At 74.5% G+C, this 20215-nt stretch carries 20 protein-coding genes; 10 read left to right on the forward strand and 10 right to left on the reverse strand.

What is annotated here, in order from left to right:
• Positions 1 to 83 precede the first annotated feature (83 nt).
• Entirely contained in the window at positions 84 to 1328 is a 1245-nt protein-coding gene (locus AB0E19_RS02890) for a S8 family peptidase (RefSeq protein ID WP_362172112.1), read from the reverse strand.
• A gap of 431 nt (positions 1329 to 1759) precedes the next feature.
• Between AB0E19_RS02890 and AB0E19_RS02895 the strand changes: the two genes are divergently transcribed.
• Positions 1760 to 2374: a hypothetical protein gene (locus AB0E19_RS02895; protein WP_362172339.1), complete on the forward strand. Its 615-nt coding sequence runs from the start codon at positions 1760 to 1762 to the stop codon at positions 2372 to 2374.
• Positions 2375 to 2381: 7 nt separating this feature from the next.
• Here AB0E19_RS02895 and AB0E19_RS02900 read toward each other — a convergent pair whose 3' ends face one another.
• The 3 genes from AB0E19_RS02900 to AB0E19_RS02910 all read right to left on the reverse strand — a co-directional run bounded on the left by AB0E19_RS02900 (position 2382) and on the right by AB0E19_RS02910 (position 4937).
• Complete coding sequence (locus tag AB0E19_RS02900) at positions 2382 to 2792, reverse strand: Rid family hydrolase (RefSeq protein ID WP_362172115.1); 411 nt, start codon at positions 2790 to 2792, stop codon at positions 2382 to 2384.
• Positions 2793 to 2868: 76 nt separating this feature from the next.
• Positions 2869 to 4401, reverse strand: a complete 1533-nt coding sequence (locus AB0E19_RS02905; RefSeq protein WP_362172118.1) for an MFS transporter — start codon at positions 4399 to 4401, stop codon at positions 2869 to 2871.
• Between the two features lie 113 nt (positions 4402 to 4514).
• A complete protein-coding gene (locus AB0E19_RS02910; RefSeq protein WP_362172121.1) occupies positions 4515 to 4937 on the reverse strand; it encodes a metalloregulator ArsR/SmtB family transcription factor in 423 nt (140 codons plus the stop codon).
• 148 nt (positions 4938 to 5085) lie between these two features.
• Between AB0E19_RS02910 and AB0E19_RS02915 the strand changes: the two genes are divergently transcribed.
• Positions 5086 to 5487: an anti-sigma factor antagonist gene (locus AB0E19_RS02915; protein WP_362172124.1), complete on the forward strand. Its 402-nt coding sequence runs from the start codon at positions 5086 to 5088 to the stop codon at positions 5485 to 5487.
• Positions 5488 to 5753: 266 nt separating this feature from the next.
• Here AB0E19_RS02915 and AB0E19_RS02920 read toward each other — a convergent pair whose 3' ends face one another.
• On the reverse strand, positions 5754 to 6983 hold the full coding sequence (locus tag AB0E19_RS02920; protein WP_362172127.1) for a GNAT family N-acetyltransferase: 1230 nt from the start codon (positions 6981 to 6983) through the stop codon (positions 5754 to 5756).
• Positions 6984 to 7133: 150 nt separating this feature from the next.
• On the opposite strand from AB0E19_RS02920, the gene AB0E19_RS02925 reads away from it, so the two are divergent.
• Both AB0E19_RS02925 and AB0E19_RS02930 read left to right on the forward strand, forming a co-directional pair.
• Positions 7134 to 7664: a MarR family winged helix-turn-helix transcriptional regulator gene (locus AB0E19_RS02925; RefSeq protein WP_362172130.1), complete on the forward strand. Its 531-nt coding sequence runs from the start codon at positions 7134 to 7136 to the stop codon at positions 7662 to 7664.
• Positions 7665 to 7678: 14 nt separating this feature from the next.
• Positions 7679 to 8122: a cytidine deaminase gene (locus AB0E19_RS02930; protein ID WP_362172133.1), complete on the forward strand. Its 444-nt coding sequence runs from the start codon at positions 7679 to 7681 to the stop codon at positions 8120 to 8122.
• Positions 8123 to 8152: 30 nt separating this feature from the next.
• Here AB0E19_RS02930 and AB0E19_RS02935 read toward each other — a convergent pair whose 3' ends face one another.
• Both AB0E19_RS02935 and AB0E19_RS02940 read right to left on the reverse strand, forming a co-directional pair.
• Positions 8153 to 9034, reverse strand: coding sequence for a hypothetical protein (locus AB0E19_RS02935; RefSeq protein ID WP_362172136.1), 882 nt, complete (start codon positions 9032 to 9034; stop codon positions 8153 to 8155).
• A 122-nt stretch (positions 9035 to 9156) separates the two neighbouring features.
• Entirely contained in the window at positions 9157 to 9588 is a 432-nt protein-coding gene (locus AB0E19_RS02940; protein ID WP_362172140.1) for a VOC family protein, read from the reverse strand.
• Positions 9589 to 9811: 223 nt separating this feature from the next.
• On the opposite strand from AB0E19_RS02940, the gene AB0E19_RS02945 reads away from it, so the two are divergent.
• Positions 9812 to 11392, forward strand: a complete 1581-nt coding sequence (locus AB0E19_RS02945) for a carbohydrate-binding protein (protein ID WP_362172143.1) — start codon at positions 9812 to 9814, stop codon at positions 11390 to 11392.
• A 40-nt stretch (positions 11393 to 11432) separates the two neighbouring features.
• Here the strand turns inward: AB0E19_RS02945 and AB0E19_RS02950 are convergent, their stop codons facing one another.
• The 3 genes from AB0E19_RS02950 to AB0E19_RS02960 form a co-directional block, all read right to left on the reverse strand.
• Entirely contained in the window at positions 11433 to 12083 is a 651-nt protein-coding gene (locus AB0E19_RS02950) for an HAD-IB family phosphatase (RefSeq protein WP_362172146.1), read from the reverse strand.
• A gap of 47 nt (positions 12084 to 12130) precedes the next feature.
• Positions 12131 to 13525 carry an FAD-dependent oxidoreductase gene (locus AB0E19_RS02955; RefSeq protein ID WP_362172149.1) on the reverse strand — a complete coding sequence of 465 codons (1395 nt, stop codon included), beginning with the start codon at positions 13523 to 13525 and terminating at the stop codon, positions 12131 to 12133.
• Positions 13526 to 13665: 140 nt separating this feature from the next.
• A complete protein-coding gene (locus tag AB0E19_RS02960; RefSeq protein WP_362172152.1) occupies positions 13666 to 14535 on the reverse strand; it encodes a PaaX family transcriptional regulator C-terminal domain-containing protein in 870 nt (289 codons plus the stop codon).
• A 174-nt stretch (positions 14536 to 14709) separates the two neighbouring features.
• On the opposite strand from AB0E19_RS02960, the gene AB0E19_RS02965 reads away from it, so the two are divergent.
• The 5 genes from AB0E19_RS02965 to AB0E19_RS02985 all read left to right on the forward strand — a co-directional run bounded on the left by AB0E19_RS02965 (position 14710) and on the right by AB0E19_RS02985 (position 20209).
• Positions 14710 to 15645 (forward strand): SDR family oxidoreductase, encoded by a 936-nt coding sequence (locus tag AB0E19_RS02965; RefSeq protein ID WP_362172155.1) that lies wholly within the window; start codon positions 14710 to 14712, stop codon positions 15643 to 15645.
• Positions 15646 to 15656: 11 nt separating this feature from the next.
• Positions 15657 to 16523, forward strand: coding sequence for an amidohydrolase family protein (locus tag AB0E19_RS02970; protein ID WP_362172342.1), 867 nt, complete (start codon positions 15657 to 15659; stop codon positions 16521 to 16523).
• A 10-nt stretch (positions 16524 to 16533) separates the two neighbouring features.
• Entirely contained in the window at positions 16534 to 18063 is a 1530-nt protein-coding gene (locus tag AB0E19_RS02975) for a long-chain fatty acid--CoA ligase (RefSeq protein WP_362172158.1), read from the forward strand.
• 16 nt (positions 18064 to 18079) lie between these two features.
• On the forward strand, positions 18080 to 18535 hold the full coding sequence (locus tag AB0E19_RS02980) for a MaoC family dehydratase (RefSeq protein WP_362172162.1): 456 nt from the start codon (positions 18080 to 18082) through the stop codon (positions 18533 to 18535).
• A 111-nt stretch (positions 18536 to 18646) separates the two neighbouring features.
• Positions 18647 to 20209, forward strand: a complete 1563-nt coding sequence (locus AB0E19_RS02985; protein WP_362172165.1) for an IclR family transcriptional regulator C-terminal domain-containing protein — start codon at positions 18647 to 18649, stop codon at positions 20207 to 20209.
• Positions 20210 to 20215: the final 6 nt, after the last annotated feature.

Below are 20215 nucleotides of genomic sequence, written 5' to 3' on the forward strand. Positions count from 1 at the left end.
ATCCAGATATTGGATCCGAGAGGTTGGATCCGAGAGGTTGGATCCGAGAGGTTGGATCCGAGACATCGGATCCGGGAGAGCGCTTACGGAACGAGGCGCAGGAGGCGGTTGGGGGAGCCGGTGCCCGGGCTGGTCACCTTGTCGGGGGTGGCGCCGTTCACCAGGGCGGCGGCGACCTGGGCGGGGGTGGCGGAGGTGTGGCCGGCGAGGTAGACGGCGGCGGCTCCGGCGACGTGCGGGGTGGCCATGGAGGTGCCGGAGATGGTGTTGGTGGCGGTGTCGCTGGTGTGCCAGCCGGCCTTGATGGAGACACCGGGGGCGAACAGGTCGAGGACGGAACCGTAGTTGGACCAGCTCGCCTTCGCGTCCGCGCTGTCGGTGGCGCCGACGGTGATGGCCTCGGTCACGCGGGCGGGCGAGGAGTTGCGGGCGTTGACGCCGGAGTTGCCGGCGGCGACGGCGTAGGTGACGCCGTCGGCGATGGAGCGCTTGACGGCGTTGTCGAGGGTGGTGGAGGCGCCGCCGCCGAGGGAGAGGTTGGCGACGGCGGGGGCTCCGGCGGGGTGGTGGGCGGTCACCCAGTCGATGCCGGCGACCACGCCGGCGGTGGTGCCGGACCCGTTGGCGTCGAGGACGCGGACGGCGACGACCTTGGCCGCCTTCGCGACGCCGTAGGTGGAGCCGGCGATGGTGGTGGCGACGTGGGTGCCGTGGCCGTTGCCGTCCTGCGCGACGTTGTCGCCCTCGACGGCGTCGTAGCCGTCGACCGCCCGGCCGGCGAGCTCGCTGTGGCTGACGCGTACGCCGGTGTCGATGACGTACGCGGTGACTCCGGCGCCCGCGCTGTCGGGGTAGGTGTAGGTGCCCGAGAGCGGCAGGGCGGCCTGGTCGATGCGGTCGAGGCCCCAGGGGGCGTTGGTCTGGGTGGCGTCGGCGCGGACGACGCGGTTCTGCTCGACGGTGGCCACGGACGGGTCGGCGGCGAGCCGGCGGGCGGCCGCGGCGTCGAGGCTGACGGTGTAGCCGTTGAGCGCGGCACCGAAGGTCTTGCCGACCTTGCCGCCGTAACCGGCTATGAGCCCGCGTCCCTTGGCGGACCCGGCGGCGAAGCCGGCTCCCGGCTTGAGCGTGACGAGGTAGCTGCCCTCGACGGCGTCGGGGGAGCCCGCGGCGACGACGACGCCCTCGGCGGGGGCCGGTGCCGGGGCGGCCTGTGCGGGGGCCACCGCGAGGCCGGTGACGAGCGCGGCGACAGCGGCGGCGGAGGCCGCGGTGGTGGTGGCGGCGATCAGGTTCCGGCGCGAGGGGCGGTGCGTGGGGAGTGCCATGGTGAGGGGTTCCTCCTCTTGGCGGCGCGCCCTGGGTCGGGCGGGCACGTACGTGGGGGTGGGTCGCGTGCGGTCGCACGCTCCGCCGGGGAGAGGTCTCCTCCGATCGGCGTGGGCAGAAGCCTGTTCCTCACCGCCCGGGAGGATCAAGGAAGTTGAGTCCTTGTCATGGATCCGACACGCGGCGGACACACGCAGTCCCCCGATCCCCTGTCGAACCCCCACGAACCACCCCTCCCTCCACCACCGTCGCGTTCCGGCCGCCACCCTCCGGTACCGGCCAGGCAGGCAGTCCGGCCCCGGGGCACGGTCGCGCGCGAGCGGTCCGTCATCATCGGGGCATGCGAAGGAACACCGGCCCGGCCCTCCCGGAAGACGCCTCCCGGGGCACCTCCCAGGACGCCCCCCAGGACACCGCCGCGGACTCGTCCATGGACTCCCCCGCGGGCTCCCCCGCGGCCGCCTCCACCCTGACCCCCTACCAGGAGAAGTTGCGCGAACGCCTGCTGGCCGCGCCGGTCGTACCGGCGCCCGCGCCGTGGCGGAACGTGTTCGGCGGCCACGCGGCCGTCGGCGGGCTCACCGGCATCGGCTTCGGGGTGGACCCCGAGACCGGCCACGACCTGGTCATGGTCGTCTCGACCCAGGGGTACGGCGTCTTCGACGCGGTGACGGGCGAGCGGATCGCACGGGACCGGGACCCGGAGGACGACGGGCCGGACGGCACGCCCGACCTCTCGTGCCCCTGGATCGGCCCGCCGGCCGGCGGGCGGGTGCGGGTCGCCGGGCTGTACGGCGGCGGGCTGCACGGCACGAGCGGCGACGGCTGGTCGGTGGACGTCGTGGCCCCCGACTGGCCGCACCACCGGATCCTCCTCTCGGACAACGGCGGCGGCTGGCACCGCCCGCCGCACACCGAGGGCTGGTGGCACGTCTTCCACTCCACCTGGTCGACGCTGCGCGCCGCCGGTTTCTCCCCGTCCGGACAGACCCTCGCCGTCGCCACGTCCAGCGATCTGACGCTGTGGACGCGCCACCCCGCGTGAGCGGCGGTCAGGCGTCGACCACGGCGGCGACGGCCTCGATCTCGACGAGCTGGTCGGCGTATCCCAGCACGGTGACGCCCATCAGCGTGCTGGGCACGTCGTGGTCGCCGAAGGCGTCCCGTACGACCTGCCAGGCGGCCACCAGGTCCTTCTGGTGCGTCGTCGCGACGAGCACCCGGGTGCTGATGACGTCCCCGATCCCGGCGCCGGCGTCCTCCAGGGCCGTCCGCAGGTTCGCGACGCAGGCGGCGGCCTGCCCGGGGACGTCCCCGACGGCCACGGTGGCCCCGTCGGCGTCGAGCGGGCAGGCACCGGCGAGGAAGATCAGCCGGGCCTCGGCGGGCGCGGTGGCCGCGTAGGCGTACTCGGCGACGTCGGACAGGGAGGCGGAACGGATGAGGCGGACGGCGCGGGGCACGGAGGTTCCTCTCGGCGGCTGCGGCTGACCCGGGCCACTCTCGCAGGCGTTCCCCGTCGGCTCGACCGGATTTCCCTCACCCCGCGGGGGTGGGCCAGTGGCGGTGGAGGGCGTCGATGCGGAAGGCGTGGACGTGCACGCGTACGGGTCCGGCGCCGGCCGCGTCGGCCATGTGGGGGTGGCCGGCGGGGAGTTCGGGATGGGCGTGCGCGAGCTCCTCGGGGTCGCTGCGCGGCCAGAGGCGGGCGGCGGCGAGCGCGGCGGTCAGGGCCACGACGCCGAGGGCGGCGGCGGAGGCGGCGAGCCCCGCGCGGGAGGCGAGCCAGCCGGCCAGCGGATAGGTGAGCAGCCAGCAGCCGTGCGAGAGGGAGAAGTGGGCGGCGAAGAGCCCGGGCAGGTCGGCAGCGGCGGCGGATCTGCGCAGCAGCCGCCCGCCGGGGGTGAGGACGGCGGAGGTCGCGGCGCCCAGGCAGAGCCAGAGGAGCAGCAGCGCGGGCCAGGCGGCCGCCGGGTGGGCGTCGGCCCAGCCGGAGGCGAGTCCGGCGGTCAGCAGGCCGAGGGCCGCGGCGAGCGCGCCGGCGGCGGGGAGCATGAGGGCGCGGTCGCCGGTACGGCCCAGGACGCGCGGGAGCAGCAGGGCGACGGTCATCGAGCCGGCGCCGTACGCGGCGAGGGCGAGGGAGACGTCTCCGGCCGGCCGGCCGAGGCCGTCCTGGACGAGGACGACCGTGTCGACGAGCACCAGCGCTCCGGCGGCGGCGACCGCCAGGTCGAGCGCGAGCAGGGCCCGCAGCCGAGGGGTCGCGAGGAAGACCCGGGCGCCGAGGACCCGTGAGGCCCCCGGACCGCGCGCCTTCCCGCGACCGGAGCCGGAGCCGCCGCCCGTGCCGGTGCCGGAGCCGGTGCCAAGGCCGGTGCCGAGGCCGCCGCCCGTGCCGGAGCCGGTGCCAAGGCCGGTGCCGGAGCCGGGGCCGGGGCCGCCGCCCGCACCGGAGCCGGGGTCGGTGCCGGGGGCGCCGTCGCGCACGGAAGCGTCCTCGTCCGCGGGGAGTCGCAGGGGCAGGACGAGGAGTGCGGAGAGGAGGAACCCGGCTGCGGTGCCGGCGAACAGCCACCCGTACGGCATGAACGCGAGGAGGGCGGCGGCGAGGACCGGGCTGACGAGGCTCTCCAGGTCGTAGGCGAGCCGCGAGAGGGTGAGGGCCCGGGTGTAGTCGCCCTCGCGGGGCAGGACGCCCGGAATCGTGGCCTGGAAGGCGGGGGTGAAGACCGCCGAGGCGGCCTGGAGCAGCAGCACGAGCGCGTACACCTGCCAGACCCGGTCCACGAACGGCAGGACCAGCGCGGCGAGCAGCCGTACGAGGTCGGCCCCGACGAGCAGCGTCCGGCGCGGTACCCGGCGGGCCAGGGCCCCGGCGAGCGGCGCCAGACCGACGTACGCCGTCATCTTGAGCGCGAGCGCGGTGCCGAGCACCGCGGCGGCCTGTCCGCCGGCGAGGTCGTACGCGAGGAGCGCGAGCGCGACGGTGGCCAGGCCGGTGCCGGTGAGGGCGACGACCTGGGCGAGGAAGAGGTGCAGGTAGGTGCGGTCGCGCAGGACGGACAGCATGGGGTCGCCCTCGTTCGGCAGCGGGTGCGGTCCCCTTCACGGTAGCCGACACGTGCACACGTGCGCACATGTATGCGTGAGGAGAGGGCCCGCTACGCGACGGGGCGGCGCGCTCAGTCGTGCCAGGGTTCGCCCGTCACCACGTGATCGGCCCGGTTCAGCGCCTCGACGACCAGCCGCTTCAGATGCCCGTCCGGCAGCGTGTACACCACCCGCCGCCCGTCCTTCCGGGCCTGTACGAGGCCGCCGAGGCGCAGCTTCGCGAGGTGCTGGCTCACCGCGGGCCGCGCCGCGCCGCACGCCTCGGTCAGCGCGGTGACATCGGCCTCCCCGCGCGTCAGCACCCACAGCAGCTGCAGCCGCGTCGGGTCGCTGAGCAGCCCGAAGACCTCCGCCGCCGCCGCGAGCTCCGGTGCCCCCGGGGTCCGTGGATGGACGGGGGACACGGCCTCTGCGCGCTCGTCCCGCTCCTCGCGTACTTCACGCGCTTCACGTACTTCACGTACTTCACGGGCGTCACGGACTGGATCCACCATGCGCCCATCGTAGGGAGCGGGGAGCACGGGCGTGGCAGGGCGTCCCGGGACGGATGACCGATCCGTGGACCGTCGTGCGGGCGGACGGGCCTTCGGGTGAGGATGCTGCGGACGGCCGGGACCTGGCCGGGAGCGAGGAGAGACGACGATGACCATCGAGTGGCGCTACACCATCCACCCCGGCCTCGGTGTGCTCTCTCTGGCGGGCTTCCTGGGGCAGGAGGCCGTGGGACGGTTCCAGGGAGCCGTCGGCTGGGCGCTCGCCCGGGGCACCGGGCCGGTCGTGCTGGACCTGACCGGGCTGCGCGGCTGGTCCGACGGCGGCCGTCTGGCCGTGTCGGAGGCCGCGCTGAGGCTCGCCGCGGAGGGCCGCGGCCTCGAACTCGCCGCCGTGCCGGAGAGCGGGGCGTCCGGGGACGGGGGCGACTTCGGGGACGGAAAGGTGGTCGTCACGGTCCACGGAGACCTCGCCGCCGCGCTCTCCGCGCACCGGGACCGGGGCGTGGAGGAACGCGAATGGCGCAGCGACGCCTGGCCGGAAGACGCCTGAGACCCGTACGGGTACGGGTACGGGCGCGACCGACGGGTACGGGCGCGACCGCTCGACGCCCCTGGACCCCGGCCCGCGCCCGGGAGCCCCGACACGGGAGTCCCGACACGGGAGCCCGGGCCCGGAAGCCCCGGCGCCGCCGGCCGCTCCCCCACCCTGCTCTCAACCCAGCCCCGGCCCCTGTCCTGCGCCCGGCTCCCGGCACCCCAGCACCCCAGCACCCCAGCACCAGCCCCGGGATCGCTCCCGGCCCGCCCCCTCCGTCCTCAGAACCAGCTCAGGCAGTGCGGCGGGCGCTCCGGGTGGAAGAGCGCGTCCGCCTGGCGGGCCGCGGCGGGGTGGTGGGCACGGATGTGGCCGGCTCGGACCAGGGTGCTCGGGGTCGTACCGCCGAGGTAGAGGGAGCCGAGGTCGCTCACGTCCAGGGAGAGGTCGGGGCGGCGGTCCGTGGTGGTGCAGTCGGCCTTGCCGTCCCGGACCGTGAGGAGGTAGCCGGTCCGCTCGCCGAGGAAGGGGTCGTCGACGTCCAGGACGAGTTCACCGTCCGTGGCCCACGCGCGCGTGGCCAGCGCGCGCGGGACGTCGAGAAGACGCACCCAGAGCCAGTCGGTGTCGTGACTCACGTCCCCCGCGCGGAAGTCCGCGAGCCGGTAGCGCAGCGGATGGTCGCGCGGAACCTGCTTGAAGACGACCTGGGTCACGAGGTCGTGGCCGAGGGCGTACCGCGCCAGGTCCGCGAAGACCGCGTCGTCGGTGGTGATGATCTCGTCGACGGTGAGGGTTCCGGCGTCGACGGAGTACGAGGCGTAGCCGTCCGGGGTCCCGTCGGCGTCCCGGTGCAGAGCCACGTACCGCGGCGTCTTCGCGACCGGCGGCTGCCCGGCGCCCAGCTCCCACCAGCGGTGCGGGCGCGTGAGCGCGCCCGGCTGGGCGAGGCGGTACCGGTCGTAGACCTCTTCGAGGATCGCGCCGCAGTCGGCGCGGCGCAGCAGCTCGACCGAGCCCGGCCGGGTGTCGGCGGCGGCGGCGGCGGCGGCGAGCGGGCGGGGCGGCGCGAAGGCGGACCGGTGTCGCTGCACGGTCATCCGGGTCGTGTAGGTCGCGGGCCCGTAGCCGAACCTTCGGTAGATGAGCGCCTCGGAGGCGAGCAGCACGGAGAGGATCTCGCCGCGCTCGCGCAGGTCGGCGAGTTGACGGCGCATCAGGGCGCTGAGGACTCCTTGCCGTCGGTGCGTGGGCAGGACGCCGACGGCCGTCACGCCGGAGACCGGGACCACGGTCTCCCCGGGCAGGGTGAGCTCGAAGGAGTACGCGCCGGCGGTGCCGACAGGCCGTCCGTCCTCGGTCAGCGCGAGCAGGTTCCTGTCCATCTCGATCGCCGACCACCACAGACCGCCGCCGTCCACGCCCGGCGTCTCCCGGGAAAGTCCGAAGGCGGCGTGCAAGGTGTCGACGAAGACGTCGAGGTCCTCGCCTGTCGTCGAACGGATCTCCATCGCTTCCGCAGCCTCCCCGCATCCCCGCACCACGCCTCGTGGTGTCCGGGCCCCAGTGGAGCGCCGCCCCCGAACCCCGGTCAAACGGATTTCCGCCGCCCACGCCCCCCTCCCCCCTGTCCTCCCGCCGGAGCGGGTAACGTCATGATCATGGAACTGTCGACATCCCGGACCTCCACCGAGACGCCCACCCCGCCCCCCACCGACCAGGCACCGGCCGATCCCGCCGCCGGCGACGAGGCGCTCGCCACGCAGCCGATCGGCTATTGGAGCGGGCTCGTCCACGCTGCCGTCACCCGGCGACTGCGGGACGAGATGGCGCGGATCGATGTGACCCAGCCTCAGTACTGGGTGCTCAACCACCTCAAGTACGGTGCGGGTGCCCCGAGTCGGCAGGAGGTGGCGGACGCGCTCACGCCGCTCGCCGACGGGCCGCACGAGATCCCGCGGGTCGTCGACCAGTTGCTCCACCGCGCGTGGCTGCGAGCGGACGCCGACGGCCTCCTCCACCTCACCGAGGCGGGCGAGGCGGCCCGGGTACGTGTGCGCGAGCTGGCCACCGGGCTGCGCGCCGTGGTCCACGAGGGCGTCAGCGACGAGGAGTACGTCGCGGCGCTGAAGGTGCTGCGGCGGATGGCCGCCAACACCGGAACCGACGCGGGCACTCCCCGCACCCCCTGACGGAAGGCTCACCGATGTCGGAGAAGAAGCCCGCGCGATCCGGCGGCCCCGCTGCCGAGAAGCCCGTCGACGACGCACTCGTCCAGGCCGCGGCGCAGGTCGCCCGCACCCGCTGCCGGGGCGACAACCACACCATGGCGGCCGCCGGGCGCGCACGGGACGGCCGGATCGTCACGGCCGTGAACGCCTACCACTTCACGGGCGGCCCCTGTGCCGAGCTGGTCCTCCTCGGCGCGGCAGCCGCCCAGGGCGTGTACGACCTGACGACGATCGTCGCCGTGGGCGACCGGGACCGCGGAGTGGTGCCCCCGTGCGGCCGGTGCCGCCAGGTCCTCCTCGACTACTTCCCCGCCGTCGACGTCATCGTCGGCGGGGGCGACCGTCTGCGTGCCGTCCCCATCACCGACCTGCTGCCGGAGAGTTACGTGTGGGCCGACCACCAGCTCGACGCCGAGTGAACTCCTTCGGCGCCCCCCGATGCCGGGCGGCTAGAACGAGTGCCGCCACAGCCAGGCCAGGGCCGCGCCCGGGGTCACGCAGGACAGGAAGGCGGCCGGGCGGGCCAGGCCCGCGGGGTCGAGGCCGAGGGCGGTCGGCAGGAGGAGCAGCAGGCCGAGGAGGAGGATGCCGAGGGCCGGGAGGTGAGCGGACGGAGTGAACCGCCTTACGCCGCCCGTCATTTCGTGCTTGAGCACGCCCGTCAGGATGGCTCCCGCGAAGACGACCGGGAAGAGGGTGAACAGGAGGAGCCGGGTGCCGAGCACGCCCGTGCCCCAGCGGCGGCCGTCCTCCAGGACCGGCGAGTCCGGGCGCGCGTCGCCGGGCGCGTAGAAGACGTCGATGCTCGCGCCCGCCTTCGGCGGGTCGTGGCGGGTGTACATGCCCGGGACCGTCACCTCGCGCGGCCCGTCGTCGTACGGAAGGCGCAGGACCAGGTCGGTCTCGAAGTACACCGGTTCGTCGGAGGCGTTGGCCCCGCGGACCGGGTCCCCGGCGAGCCGGACGACGGTGACGGAGTACCTCGCGAACCGGGCCGCCTCCAGCCGTGCCGTCTCCCGCCCGTACTCCGGCGACACCATGAACCCGAGGTCGAAGCAGGCCATCGTGGCCAGCGGCACCAGCCAGGCGACCAGCCACCGCAGGCCGCCGCCGGCGGCCGACGGGAGGCCGGTGGGCCGCCGGGTCCGGCGGGAGGCCACGATCCAGGCGGCGGCGAAGAGCACGGCGAGGGCGGCCAGACCCGCCTCGGTGAGCAGCGGCGGGTACGGGCTGACGCCCCACAGGGCGCTGCCGACCGCCGCCGTGGCGCTGAGCAGCATCCCCCAGCCGGTGACGTGGGTCCACGCGTTCCGCCGGTACGCCGGTCCCACCCGCGACGACGCCTTCTCCCCACGCACCCTGTCCGCCCCCCGACCCGCACTCCGGCAACTCGGTCGAATGTACAGCCGGTTCGGAGCGTCTCGGCCGTCCGTGCGCCGGCGGCCGCGCACGCTCAGTCGAGGCAGAACTCGTTGCCCTCGATGTCCTGCATCACGAGGCACGACTCGTTCTCGCCGTCCGCCTCCAGCAGGCGGAAGCGTACGGCTCCGAGCGCGACCAGACGGGCGCACTCGGCCTCCAGCGCGGCGAGGCGCTCCTGGCCCACGAGGCCGGTGGCGACGCGGACGCAGAGGTGGACGCGGTTCTTGACCGTCTTGCCCTCGGGGACGCGCTGGAAGTAGATGCGCGGACTGTCGTCCTTCGGGCTGATGACGGCGTGCGCCGAGCCCACGTGGCCGGGGTGCGCCCGCTCGAAGTCGGCCCAGGTGGCGAAGGCCTCCGGCGGCGGGGGTGCGTCGTGGCCCAGCACCTCGCACCAGAAGCGGGCGACGCGCTCGGGTTCCGCACAGTCGACGGTGATGTGGAACTTCCTGATCGCCGGCATCCGCGCATCATAGGCCGGGCCCTTCCGCGCCGGGCAACGGATTTCCCGGGCCCGGGCACCACCCCCCTCGCGTTCATACTCGTGAACTTCGATCACGTACCCGCATATTGACGTGTCTCCGACACTCCCCCTAGCGTCGCCCACGGCAGCGAGAAAGCGCTTTCCCTGCGCTCTCCCCTGCCTCCCACCGTGTCCGAGCCGCCTCCCCCACCAGGAGACACCGATGCGCACCACTCCCCTCGCCGTCAGCGTGGGCCTCGTCGCCGGCACCCTCGTCGCACTGGGCGCCGCCGGCGGCGCCCAGGCCGCGACAGGGCGGTACGAGGCCGAGGTCTCGCCCGCCGTCTGCACCGGCACGATCGACTCCGACTGGACCGGGTTCTCCGGCAGCGGTTTCTGCAACGGCACCAACGCCGTCGGCGCGTATGCCCAGTTCACCGTCACCGCTCCCGCCGCCGGGACGGCGACCCTCAGCGTGCGGTTCGCCAACGGGACGACCGCGCCCCGCCCCGCCGACGTCGTCGTCAACGGCGCGACCGTCGCGGCGGGGGCCCCCTTCGCGTCCACCGGCGTCTGGACCGGCTGGACGACGCAGACCTTCACCGTGCCGGTCGCGGCCGGCTCCAACACCGTCCGGCTGAACCCGACGACGGCCGCCGGGCTGCCCAACGTCGACCACGTCGAACTCACCACCGCCGACTCGCCCGCGCCTTCCGGGCCCGCCCTCTACGTGTCGCCCGCCGGGTCCGCGGGTGCCTCCGGCACCGAGTCCGACCCGACGACGCTCGCCTCCGCGATCACCCGGATCGGTGCCGGCGGCACGATCTACCTGCGCGGCGGTACGTACGCGCACGCCCAGACGATCACCGTCGCGGCGGGCAACAACGGCACCTCCGCCGCCCGCAAGACGATCGCCGCCTACCCGGGCGAGACGCCGGTGCTCGACTTCTCCGCGATGGCCGAGTCGTCCTCCAACCGGGGGCTCGCCCTGAACGGCGACTTCTGGCACGTGAAGGGGCTGATCGTGCAGCGGGCCGGCGACAACGGCATCTACGTCGGCGGCAGCGACAACGTCATCGAGCGCACGGTCACCCGCTTCAACCGCGACACCGGCCTCCAGCTCGGACGCATCGGCTCCACCACCCCGCGCGACCGGTGGCCGGCCCGCAACCTCATGGTGAGCGTCGAGTCGCACGACAACGCCGACACGGCCGGCGAGAACGCCGACGGCTTCGCCGCCAAGCTGACCACCGGGCCGGGCAACGTCTTCCGGTACGCGGTCGCCCACCACAACATCGACGACGGCTGGGACCTCTACACCAAGCCGGACACCGGCCCGATCGACCCGGTGACGATCGAGAACTCCCTCGCGTACACCAACGGCACCCTCTCCGACGGCACCGTGAACGCCAACGGCGACCGCAACGGCTACAAGCTCGGCGGGGAGTCCATCGCCGTCGACCACGTCGTGCGGCGCAGCATCGCCTACCGCAACGGCAAGCACGGCTTCACGTACAACAGCAACCCCGGTTCGCTGAAGGTCTCCGAGAACATCTCGGTCGACAACGCCCAGCGCAACTACACCTTCGAGGCGGGCACGTCGGTCTTCCGGGGCAACACCTCCTGCCGCAGCACGAGTTCCGGCACCAACGACAAGCTCGTGGGCGACGTCGATGCCACCAACCAGTTCTGGTCCGGCTCGAACGGCTCGCGGTGCGCGAACTACAGCGGTGCCCTCGGCTGGTCCTTCGCCGCGAACGGCTCGCTCGCCGTGACGTTCGGCGGCAAGGCCGTCACCTGGTGATCACTGCTCGCTCGTGAACAGCGCGCCCGTGCCGGACCGTTCAGGCGCGGGCGCGCAGCTCTCTCCCCAGGGTGTACGCGGCCCACAGGTCGTCGCCGTCGTAACCGGCGCGGGCCAGGGCGCGCAGGCCCGGGGTGGCGTTGACCGCCACCGTGTGGCGGAGGACGGAGAAGAGGGGGACGTCGGAGCCGGAGTCGCCGTAGGCGACGCAGGCGTCGCGGTCGAGGCCGAGGGCGCCGCGGAGGCGGTCGACGGCGGTCACCTTGTCCCCGGGTACGAGGATCCGCGCCGGGTCGGGTGCCGCCCGGAAGGGCGGGGGCGGGAAGCCGGAGGCGACCACGTCGTCGACGCCGAGGCCGCGGAGCCGGTCGGCGAAGAAGTCCGGTGACATGGTGACGACGACGGCCCGGTCGCCCCGGGCCCGGATGTCCGCGAGCACCTCGCCGAGGCCACCGATCCACGGCGCCCCGTCGAAGGCCTCGGCGACGACGCCGGGGGTCAGGTCGTGCCACAGCCCGTGCAGGGCGGCGGCGAATCCCCGGGTGTCGACGGCTCCCGCAGCGAACTCGGCTTCCAGGGCGTGGAGTTCGGCCAGGCAGCCGAGGCGGGCGGCGATCTCCAGGCTGGCCGAGGTGCCCCTCAGCAGCGTCCCGTCCATGTCGAAGACGTGCAGCAGCCGTGCGTCCTTCACCGTGTCCTCCCGAGTCCGGAGGCCAGCCTACGTCGCGGACGGGGCGGTCAGCTGCCGAAGCCGAGGCCTAGGCGGTCGAGGGTGCGCAGCCACAGGTCGCGGCGGCCCTCGTTGCGGTCGGAGCGGGTGAGCGAGCGCTGGGTGATGCCGATGCCGATCGAGCGGACGGGCTCCGGCGGGAAGGGCAGCGGCTTGCGGCGGACGAGTGTGAGGGCGGTGCGCTCGGTGCGCTCGCCGGCCAGGAGGTCGAGCATCACCTCGGCGCCGAAGCGGGTGGCGCCGACGCCGAGGCCGGTGAAGCCGGCGGCGTACGCGACCTTGCCCCGGTGGCTCGTGTCGAAGAAGACGCAGAAGCGGGTGCTGGTGTCGATCGCGCCGCCCCAGGCGTGGCTGAAGCGGACGTCCTCCAGCTGCGGGAAGGTGCGGAAGAAGGTGCGGGCGAGGGTGGCGAAGGTCTCCGGCCGCCGCTCGTGCTCGGCGCGGACGCGGCCGGCGTAGCGGTAGACGACGTCGTAGCCGCCCCACAGGATCCGGTCGTCGGCGGAGATGCGGACGTAGGTGAAGTGGTTGGCGGGGTCGGACCAGCCCTGGCGGTTGTGCCAGCCGACGGCGGCGAGTTGCTCCCGGCTGAGCGGTTCGGTCATGAGCGCGTAGTCGTAGACGGGGACCGTGTAGAGGCGGTGGCGGCGCAGCAGCGACGGGTAGGCGTTGGTGGCGAGGGCGACGCGGCGGGCGGTGACGCGGCCGTAGGGGGTGCGGACGGCGACGGTGGGGCCGTGTTCGTCGAGGGAGAGGGCCGGGGTGTGCTCGTGGACGCGGACGCCGAGGTCGAGGCAGGCCCGCTTGAGGCCCCAGGCGAGGCGGGCGGGGTCGACCATGGCCGTGTCGCTCTTGTTCCACAGGCCGCCGAGGAAGGTCGGCGAGTCGATCTCGGCGCGGACGGCGTCGGCGTCGAGGAGGGCGGTGGTGGCGCCGTACCGCTCGGCGGTCTCCGCCTCCTCGGCGAGCCAGGGGACCTGGTGGGGTTCGGTGGCGATGGTGAGGGAGCCGGTCCGCTGCCAGTCGCAGTCGATGCCGTACCGCTCGATGGCGTCCTCCATGGCCTGGAGGTTCTCGCGGCCGAGGCGTTCGAGGGTGGCGATCTCGTCGGGCCAGCGGTCCAGGCCGTTGCCGAGGCCGTGGGTGAGGCTCGACTCGCAGAAGCCGCCGTTGCGTCCGGAGGCGGCGTGGCCGATCTCCTCGCCCTCGACGAGGACGACGTCGGCGGAGGGGTCGCGCTCCTTGGCGACGAGCGCGGTCCACAGGCCCGTGTAGCCGCCGCCGACGACGAGGAGGTCGCAGCCGGTGGCTCCGACGAGGGCGGGGGTGGCCTGGGGGCGGCGGGCGTCGTCGAGCCAGAACGGAGTCGGCGCGGCGTCCCGCAGCGCGTGCAGGTGGTCCATGGGGGTGTCCTCCGGGTCGCGGAGGAGCCCGGTCGCGGGGCTCCTTCCGAGGTGCCGCCCATGAGACCCGGCCGCGCAAGGCAAGGTCAATGGTGTTGACGTAAGCCTCGACGGTGGTGCCCGGGCCGGGGCGCGGGGCCTCAGGCGTGCGGATCCCAGCGGTCGAGGAGGCTTTCCGCGATGCGGCGGGCGCCGGGGTCGTACCGCTCCGAGAGCGCCCGGAAGGTGCGTTCGGCGGCCTCGGCCGGCCACTGCTCGGGGAGGTGTTCGGCGGGCAGGTACGGGTCGCGGCGGACGAGTTCCAGCCAGTCGGTGTGCAGCAGCAGCTGGCGTCCGAGGTCGTCGCGGGCGTCGGCGGAGTCGGGCCCGTCGTCGCCCCAACGGGCGAGGAAGGCGCCGTAGTCGGCGGCGATGGCGTCGAGGTCGAAGGCGGTGCGCAGCAGGGGGCCGGCCTCGGTCGGCGCGGCGGTCTGGCCGTGGAAGGCCCTGATACGGTCGCCGAGCCCGAGCTCCGCGGCGATCGGTTCGACGTCGACGCGGCCGGGCGCCGCCCACAGGCCGCTCTGCAGCGGGCCGAAGCCGGCCCAGACGAGCCGGGAGCGCAGGTCGTGGCGCTCCCGGCGCCAGGACTCGGGGAGCGAGAAGCCGACGAGGGTCCAGGTGCCGTCCCAGGCGTGGTTGACGGCGCCGGTGCGCCGGATGCGTTCCTCTCCGTCGGCGAGGACGGCGGCGGCGCGTTCCGTCAGCGAGAAGTACATGCGGCGGCCGCGGCGGTGCCGGTCCAGGAGTCCACGGCCGACCATGCGGGTCAGGGTGGAGCGGACGGCGTCCTCGCCGACGTCGGCGCGGGCGAGGGCGTCGATGACGCTCGCCGAGGAGAGCGCGGTGCCGGTGCCGAGCACATGGATGCCGAAAAAGCTCAGCATCAGGGACTGGGGGCGGGGCGCGGAGCCGCGTTCGGGGGCGTCGGGCCCGGTTTCCGGGGCGCGCTGCGGGGCGGGTGGGGTCACGGGGACAGCGTAGGCGGGCGGGGTCGGGGCGCGAGGGGCCGGCCGACGAATATTCGGCACTTCATTGACCGCAGACGAGAATGTGCCTAGCTTTGGCGCCGCCGGTGCGTGAGCGAGGCGGCGATCCCGCGCCCCGCCCCCGGCGACCCTCGACTCACGGGAAGGACCCCGTCCATGACTTCTCCCCAGGTGCACCCGGCGCCCCCGGTGGACCTCACCGGCAAGGTGGCCGTCGTCACCGGTGGCGGCCGCGGGCTCGGCCTCGCCTACGCCCGCTCCCTGGCGGCCGCCGGCGCGGCCGTCGTCGTCAACGACGTCGACGCGGAGGCCGCCGCCGCGGCCGCGAAGGAGATCACCGAGGCGGGCGGCCGGGCCGTCGCCGAGGTGGTCCCGGTCGGCACGGCGGAGGCCGCCGAGGCGCTCGTCGCCCGCGCCGTCGACGCCTTCGGCCGCATCGACACGATGGTCACCAACGCCGGAGTGCTCCGCGACCGCGTGCTGTGGAAGATGACCGACGAGGACTTCGACACCGTCGTCCGGGTCCACCTGCGCGCCACCTTCACCTGCGTCCGCGCCGCCGTGGAGCGCATGCGCGAGCAGGGCGACGGCGGCCGGATCGTGGTCGCCGGCTCCCCGGCCGGGCAGCGCGGCAACTTCGGCCAGACCAACTACGCGGCCGCCAAGGCCGGCATCGCCGCCATGGTCCGCACCTGGGCGATGGAGCTGGGCCGCGCGGGCATCACCGCCAACGCCGTCATCCCGGTCGCCGCCACCGCCATGACGAAGACGATCCCGGCCTTCGCCCCGCACGTCGAGGCCCTGGAGCGGGACGGCACGCCGTTCCCGGACAGCCTGCGCAAGGGCGAGGGCTTCGGCACGCCCGAGGACGTCGCGGGCCTGGTGACCTTCCTGGCCTCGGACGCCTCCGCCGGCGTCACCGGCCAGTGCATCGGCATCGGCGGCGACAAGCTCGCCCTGTGGTCGCACCCGCGGGAGATCGCGGTGGCGTACGCGGACGGCGGCTGGAGCGCGGACGCGATCGCCGCCGCCTGGCCGGTCTCGGTCGGCCGCTCCCCGGAGACCTACGGCATCCCCGCCCCGGTCCTGTGAGCGGCGCCGGGCTGGACCTCGACGCGCTCGTCGCCATCGACGTGCACGCCCACGCGGAGGTGTCCGCGAAGGGCGGGGCGTCGCTCTCGGCCGAGCTGGACGCCGCCGCCGGCGCGTACTTCAGGGCGGATCACCGGCACCCGACGCTGCCGGAGATCGCCGCGTACTACCGCGAGCGGTCGATGGCCTGCGTGGTCTTCACGGTGGACGCGGAGTCCGCCACCGGCACCCCGCCGGTGCCGAACGAGGAGATCGCCGAGGCGGCCGCCGCGAACCCGGACGTGATCGTCCCCTTCGCCGGTGTCGACCCGTACAAAGGGAAGGCGGCGGTCCGTCAGATCCGGCGGCTCGTCGACGAGTTCGGGGTCAAGGGCTTCAAGTTCCACCCGAACATCCAGGCGTTCCACCCCCACGACCGGATGGCGTACGCCCTGTACGAGGCCATCGAGGACGCGGGCGCGATCGCGGTCTTCCACACCGGGCAGACCGGCATCGGCGCGGGCGCGCCGGGCGGCGGCGGCATCCGGCTGAAGTACTCGAACCCGATGGACGTGGACGACGTCGCCGCCGACTTCCCCGGCATGCGGATCGTCCTCGCCCACCCGTCCTTCCCCTGGCAGGACGAGGCGCTCGCCGTGGCGACGCACAAGCCGAACGTGTACATCGACCTGTCCGGCTGGTCGCCGAAGTACTTCCCGCCGCAGCTCGTCCGCTACGCGAACAGCCTGCTCCAGGACAAGGTCCTCTTCGGCTCGGACTATCCGCTGCTGACGCCGGACCGCTGGCTCGCCGACTTCGCCGGGCTGCCGATCAAGGACGAGGTCCGGCCGAAGATCCTCAAGGAGAACGCGGCCCGGCTCCTCGGCCTCACCACCTGAGGGAGACGCCATGCGCAACCAGGGCATCGGGTCCTGGCCGGCCCGCCGGAACCGGCGGACTCCCCGCCGCACCGCCCTCCTCCACGAGGGGCGCGCGTACGACTACGCGACCCTCCACGACCGCTCCTCCCGGCTCGCGCACGCCCTGCGGGGCGCGGGCGTGGCGCGCGGGGACCGGGTCGCCTTCCTGGGCCCGAACCATCCCGCGTACCTGGAGACGCTGTTCGCCGCCGGGACCCTGGGGGCGGTCTTCGTCCCGCTCAACAACCGCCTCGCCGTCGCCGAGCTCGCCTTGCAACTGACCGACTCCGGCACCAGGTTGCTGGTCCACGCGCGCCAGCCGGACGGCAAGGTCGACGAACTCGTCTCCGCCTGCGGCCCCTTGAGCCTCCTGTGCGTCGAGGGAGACGGGCCGGGACAGGGGTACGAGCAGCTGCTCGCGGTCTCACCGGCGGAGGAGATCGACGAGGAGGTGGGCCACGACGACGTCTGCCTCATCATGTACACCTCGGGCACCACGGGCCGGGCCAAGGGCGCCGTCCTCACTCACGGAAACGTCGTCTGGAACAGCCTCAACGTCGTCGTGGACACGGACATCGCCGGGGACGAGGTCGCCCTCGTCGGCGCCCCGCTCTTCCACACCGGCGCCCTCGGCATGAGCTGCCTGCCGACCCTCCTCAAGGGCGGCACGGTCCTCCTGGAGTCGGCCTTCGACCCGGAACGGGTCCTGCGGCTCATCGGACTCCACGGCGTCACCGCCCTGTTCGGCGTGCCGACGATGTACGACGCGATGGCGGCGGCCCACGGCTGGCGCGAGGCGGACCTCACCAGCCTGAGGCTCCTCCTGTGCGGCGGCGCACCCGTCCCGACCCGGACCGCGCGGACGTATCTGGAACGGGGGCTCGTCTTCGTCCAGGGGTACGGGATGACCGAGGCGTCGCCCGGCGCCCTGGTCCTGGACCGGGCCGACGCGGCCCGCAAGGCCGGCTCGGCGGGCGTGCCGCACTTCTTCACCGACGTCACGGTGCTCCGCCCGGACGGCACGGAGACGGCGCCCGGCGAGAACGGCGAGGTCGTGGTCGCGGGGCCGAACGTGACCCCGGGCTACTGGAACCTCCCCGAGGCGACCGCCGAGGCCTTCCTCGACGGGGGGCGCTTCCGCTCCGGTGACGTCGCGGCCGTCGACGCCGACGGCTACGTCACGCTCGTCGACCGCCTCAAGGACATGATCATCTCGGGCGGGGAGAACATCTACCCGGCCGAGGTCGAGGACGCCCTCCTCCGCCACCCCGACGTCGCCGAGGCCGCCGTCATCGGCGTCCCCGACGCCCGCTGGGGCGAGGTGGGCCGCGCGGTCGTCGTCCCCCGCCCCGGCACCGAGCCCACCGCCGAGGAGCTCCTCGCCCACCTCGGAAAGCTGCTGGCCCGCTACAAGCTCCCCCGGAGCGTCGTCCTCGCTCCCGAACTGCCCCGCAACGCCACCGGAAAGCTGCTCAAGGGCCCCCTCCGGGACCACTACGGCAGCGCTCCGGCCCACTGACCTCCTGGAGAACCCCATGTCCCTCACCGTCCACGGCATCGACGGGATCCGCGCCCAGGCCGGCGCCGACCTCGGCCGCAGCTCCTGGGTGGAGATCACCCAGTCCCGCGTCGACACCTTCGCCGACGCCACCGACGACCACCAGTGGATCCACGTCGACGTGGAGCGGGCCGCCACCGGCCCGTTCGGCGGCACCATCGCCCACGGCTACCTCACCCTCTCCCTCCTCATCCCCATGTGGAGCGAGCTCCTCCGGGTCGAGGGCGTGTCGATGGCCGTCAACTACGGCCTGAACAAGGTCCGTTTCCCCTCTCCCGTCCGCGTCGGCTCGAAGATCCGCACCCACGGCCGCGTCGCCTCCGTCGAGGACGTCCGCGGCGGCGTCGAGGTCACCGTCGACCTCACCGTGGAGATCGACGGCGCCGACAAGCCGGCCTGCGCCGCCCAGGCGGTCTACCGCTTCCAGGCCTGACCGCCTCCGCACCCGCCCGAGGGGCGGGCGTCCACGAGGACGCCCGCCCCTCGGGCGTGCCCGCGCGCCGGGTACGGTGCTCCCGCGCGCAGTGGAGGGAGGCGAGAGGCCATGGCGACGACGAGGCCGGCCGAGGCGGTCGGGCCGCTGGAACGGGGGCTCGCCGTGGTGCGGGCCGTGGTCGCCGGGGACGGCGGCCGGCGCGGGGTCGGGGAGGTGGCGCGGGAGACGGGGCTCGCGCGGGCGACCGTGGACCGGATCGCGACCACGCTCACCGCCCTCGGGATGCTGCGCGCCGAAGGCCGCGATCTGCTGCTCGCGCCCGGGGCGGCCGAGCTCGGGAACGCCTACCTGGACTTCTGCGGGCTGCCGGCGCTCCTCGGGCCGCACGCCGCCGCGCTCGCCGAGCGGCTCGACGAGCCGGTGTCGCTGGCCGTGCCCGACGGGGACGGGGTCCGCTTCCTGGCGCAGGCGAGCCGGCGGCGAGCCCTGGCGTTCGCCTTCCGGCCCGGGGACCTGCTGCCGGCCGGACGGTGCGCGCCCGGCGCGCTGTTCGCCGCCGGGGAGGGCGTCCCGGACGGGGACGACGGGTTCGCGGCGCGGGTGCGGGAGGCCCGTGAGCGGGGCGTGGCCGTCGACGACCAGCTGATCGAGCCGGGGCTCGTCGCCGTGGCCCTGCCCGTACGGGATCCGGCGGGAGCCGTCGTGTGCGCGGTGAGCGTGGTCAGCCACACCAGCCGGCACGACGCCGCCGCCCTGGAGTCGCTCGCCCTGCCGCCGCTGCGGGAGACGGTCGCGGCGATGGAGGCGGCCCTCGCGCTCGGAGCCGTACCACCGGAGGCGGAGCCGCGGGCCGTGGGGCCCGCCGGGCGCGCGCTGAAGGAGGAGCTGGGGGCCGGGTTCCTCCAGTCGCTGGCCCGGGGGCTCGACGTGCTGCGCGCCTTCGGGGCCGCCCGCGGGCCCGCCCGGCTCACCGATCTCGCGCGGCTCGCCGGGCTGCCCCGGGCGACCGCCCGCCGGTCGCTGATCACCCTGTGCCACCTGGGGTACGTCCGTGAGGACGCCGGCGGCTTCGTACTCCTCCCCCGCGTCCTGGAACTCGGCCACGCCCGGCTCGCCGCGCTCACCCTCCCCGAGATCGCCACCCCGCACCTGGTCCGACTGGTGCGGACGGTACGGGAGTCGGCGTCGGTGGCGGTGCTCGACGGGGACGACATCCGGTACGTGGCGCGGGTGGCGGGCAGCCGGATCATGCGCATCGACATCGTGGTGGGCACCCGGCTGCCGGCGTACGCCACCTCGATGGGGCGGGTGCTCCTCGCGGCCCTGCCGGAGGCCGAGCGGGACGGCCGGCTCGGCCGGATCACGCCGGAGGCACTGACGCCCCGGACCCTGACCGGCTCCGGTGAGCTGCGGGAGGCCGTGGCGGTGACCGCCGAGCGGGGCTTCGGCTGGGTGGAGGAGGAGCTGGAGGAGGGGCTGCGGTCGATCGCGGTGCCGGTGCGCGACGGCGCGGGCCGGGTGGTCGCGGCGCTCAACATCGCTCTTAACGCGGGCCGTTGCGCACCGGAGGAGAGCCTCGCGGCCGTCCTGCCTCACCTGGGGGAGACGGCGGCACGCATCTCGGCGGACCTGGCGGCGGTGGGCCGCCACACGCCCGTCCCGGCTTCCTGACGGGAA

This window comes from Streptomyces sp. NPDC047974, from assembly GCF_040653375.1.
GTDB lineage: Bacteria > Actinomycetota > Actinomycetes > Streptomycetales > Streptomycetaceae > Streptomyces.

Excerpts from the sequence above, each read along its gene's own strand:
- AB0E19_RS02890 (WP_362172112.1), bottom strand. The coding sequence starts at position 1,328 with ATGGCACTCCCCACGCACCGCCCCTCGCGCCGGAACCTGATCGCCGCC.
- AB0E19_RS02895 (WP_362172339.1), top strand. The coding sequence starts at position 1,760 with ATGGACTCCCCCGCGGGCTCCCCCGCGGCCGCCTCCACCCTGACCCCC.
- AB0E19_RS02905 (WP_362172118.1), bottom strand. The coding sequence starts at position 4,401 with ATGCTGTCCGTCCTGCGCGACCGCACCTACCTGCACCTCTTCCTCGCC.
- AB0E19_RS02910 (WP_362172121.1), bottom strand. The coding sequence starts at position 4,937 with ATGGTGGATCCAGTCCGTGACGCCCGTGAAGTACGTGAAGTACGTGAA.
- AB0E19_RS02915 (WP_362172124.1), top strand. The coding sequence starts at position 5,086 with ATGACCATCGAGTGGCGCTACACCATCCACCCCGGCCTCGGTGTGCTC.
- AB0E19_RS02920 (WP_362172127.1), bottom strand. The coding sequence starts at position 6,983 with ATGGAGATCCGTTCGACGACAGGCGAGGACCTCGACGTCTTCGTCGAC.
- AB0E19_RS02925 (WP_362172130.1), top strand. The coding sequence starts at position 7,134 with ATGGAACTGTCGACATCCCGGACCTCCACCGAGACGCCCACCCCGCCC.
- AB0E19_RS02930 (WP_362172133.1), top strand. The coding sequence starts at position 7,679 with ATGTCGGAGAAGAAGCCCGCGCGATCCGGCGGCCCCGCTGCCGAGAAG.
- AB0E19_RS02940 (WP_362172140.1), bottom strand. The coding sequence starts at position 9,588 with ATGCCGGCGATCAGGAAGTTCCACATCACCGTCGACTGTGCGGAACCC.
- AB0E19_RS02945 (WP_362172143.1), top strand. The coding sequence starts at position 9,812 with ATGCGCACCACTCCCCTCGCCGTCAGCGTGGGCCTCGTCGCCGGCACC.
- AB0E19_RS02955 (WP_362172149.1), bottom strand. The coding sequence starts at position 13,525 with ATGGACCACCTGCACGCGCTGCGGGACGCCGCGCCGACTCCGTTCTGG.
- AB0E19_RS02965 (WP_362172155.1), top strand. The coding sequence starts at position 14,710 with ATGACTTCTCCCCAGGTGCACCCGGCGCCCCCGGTGGACCTCACCGGC.
- AB0E19_RS02975 (WP_362172158.1), top strand. The coding sequence starts at position 16,534 with ATGCGCAACCAGGGCATCGGGTCCTGGCCGGCCCGCCGGAACCGGCGG.
- AB0E19_RS02980 (WP_362172162.1), top strand. The coding sequence starts at position 18,080 with ATGTCCCTCACCGTCCACGGCATCGACGGGATCCGCGCCCAGGCCGGC.
- AB0E19_RS02985 (WP_362172165.1), top strand. The coding sequence starts at position 18,647 with ATGGCGACGACGAGGCCGGCCGAGGCGGTCGGGCCGCTGGAACGGGGG.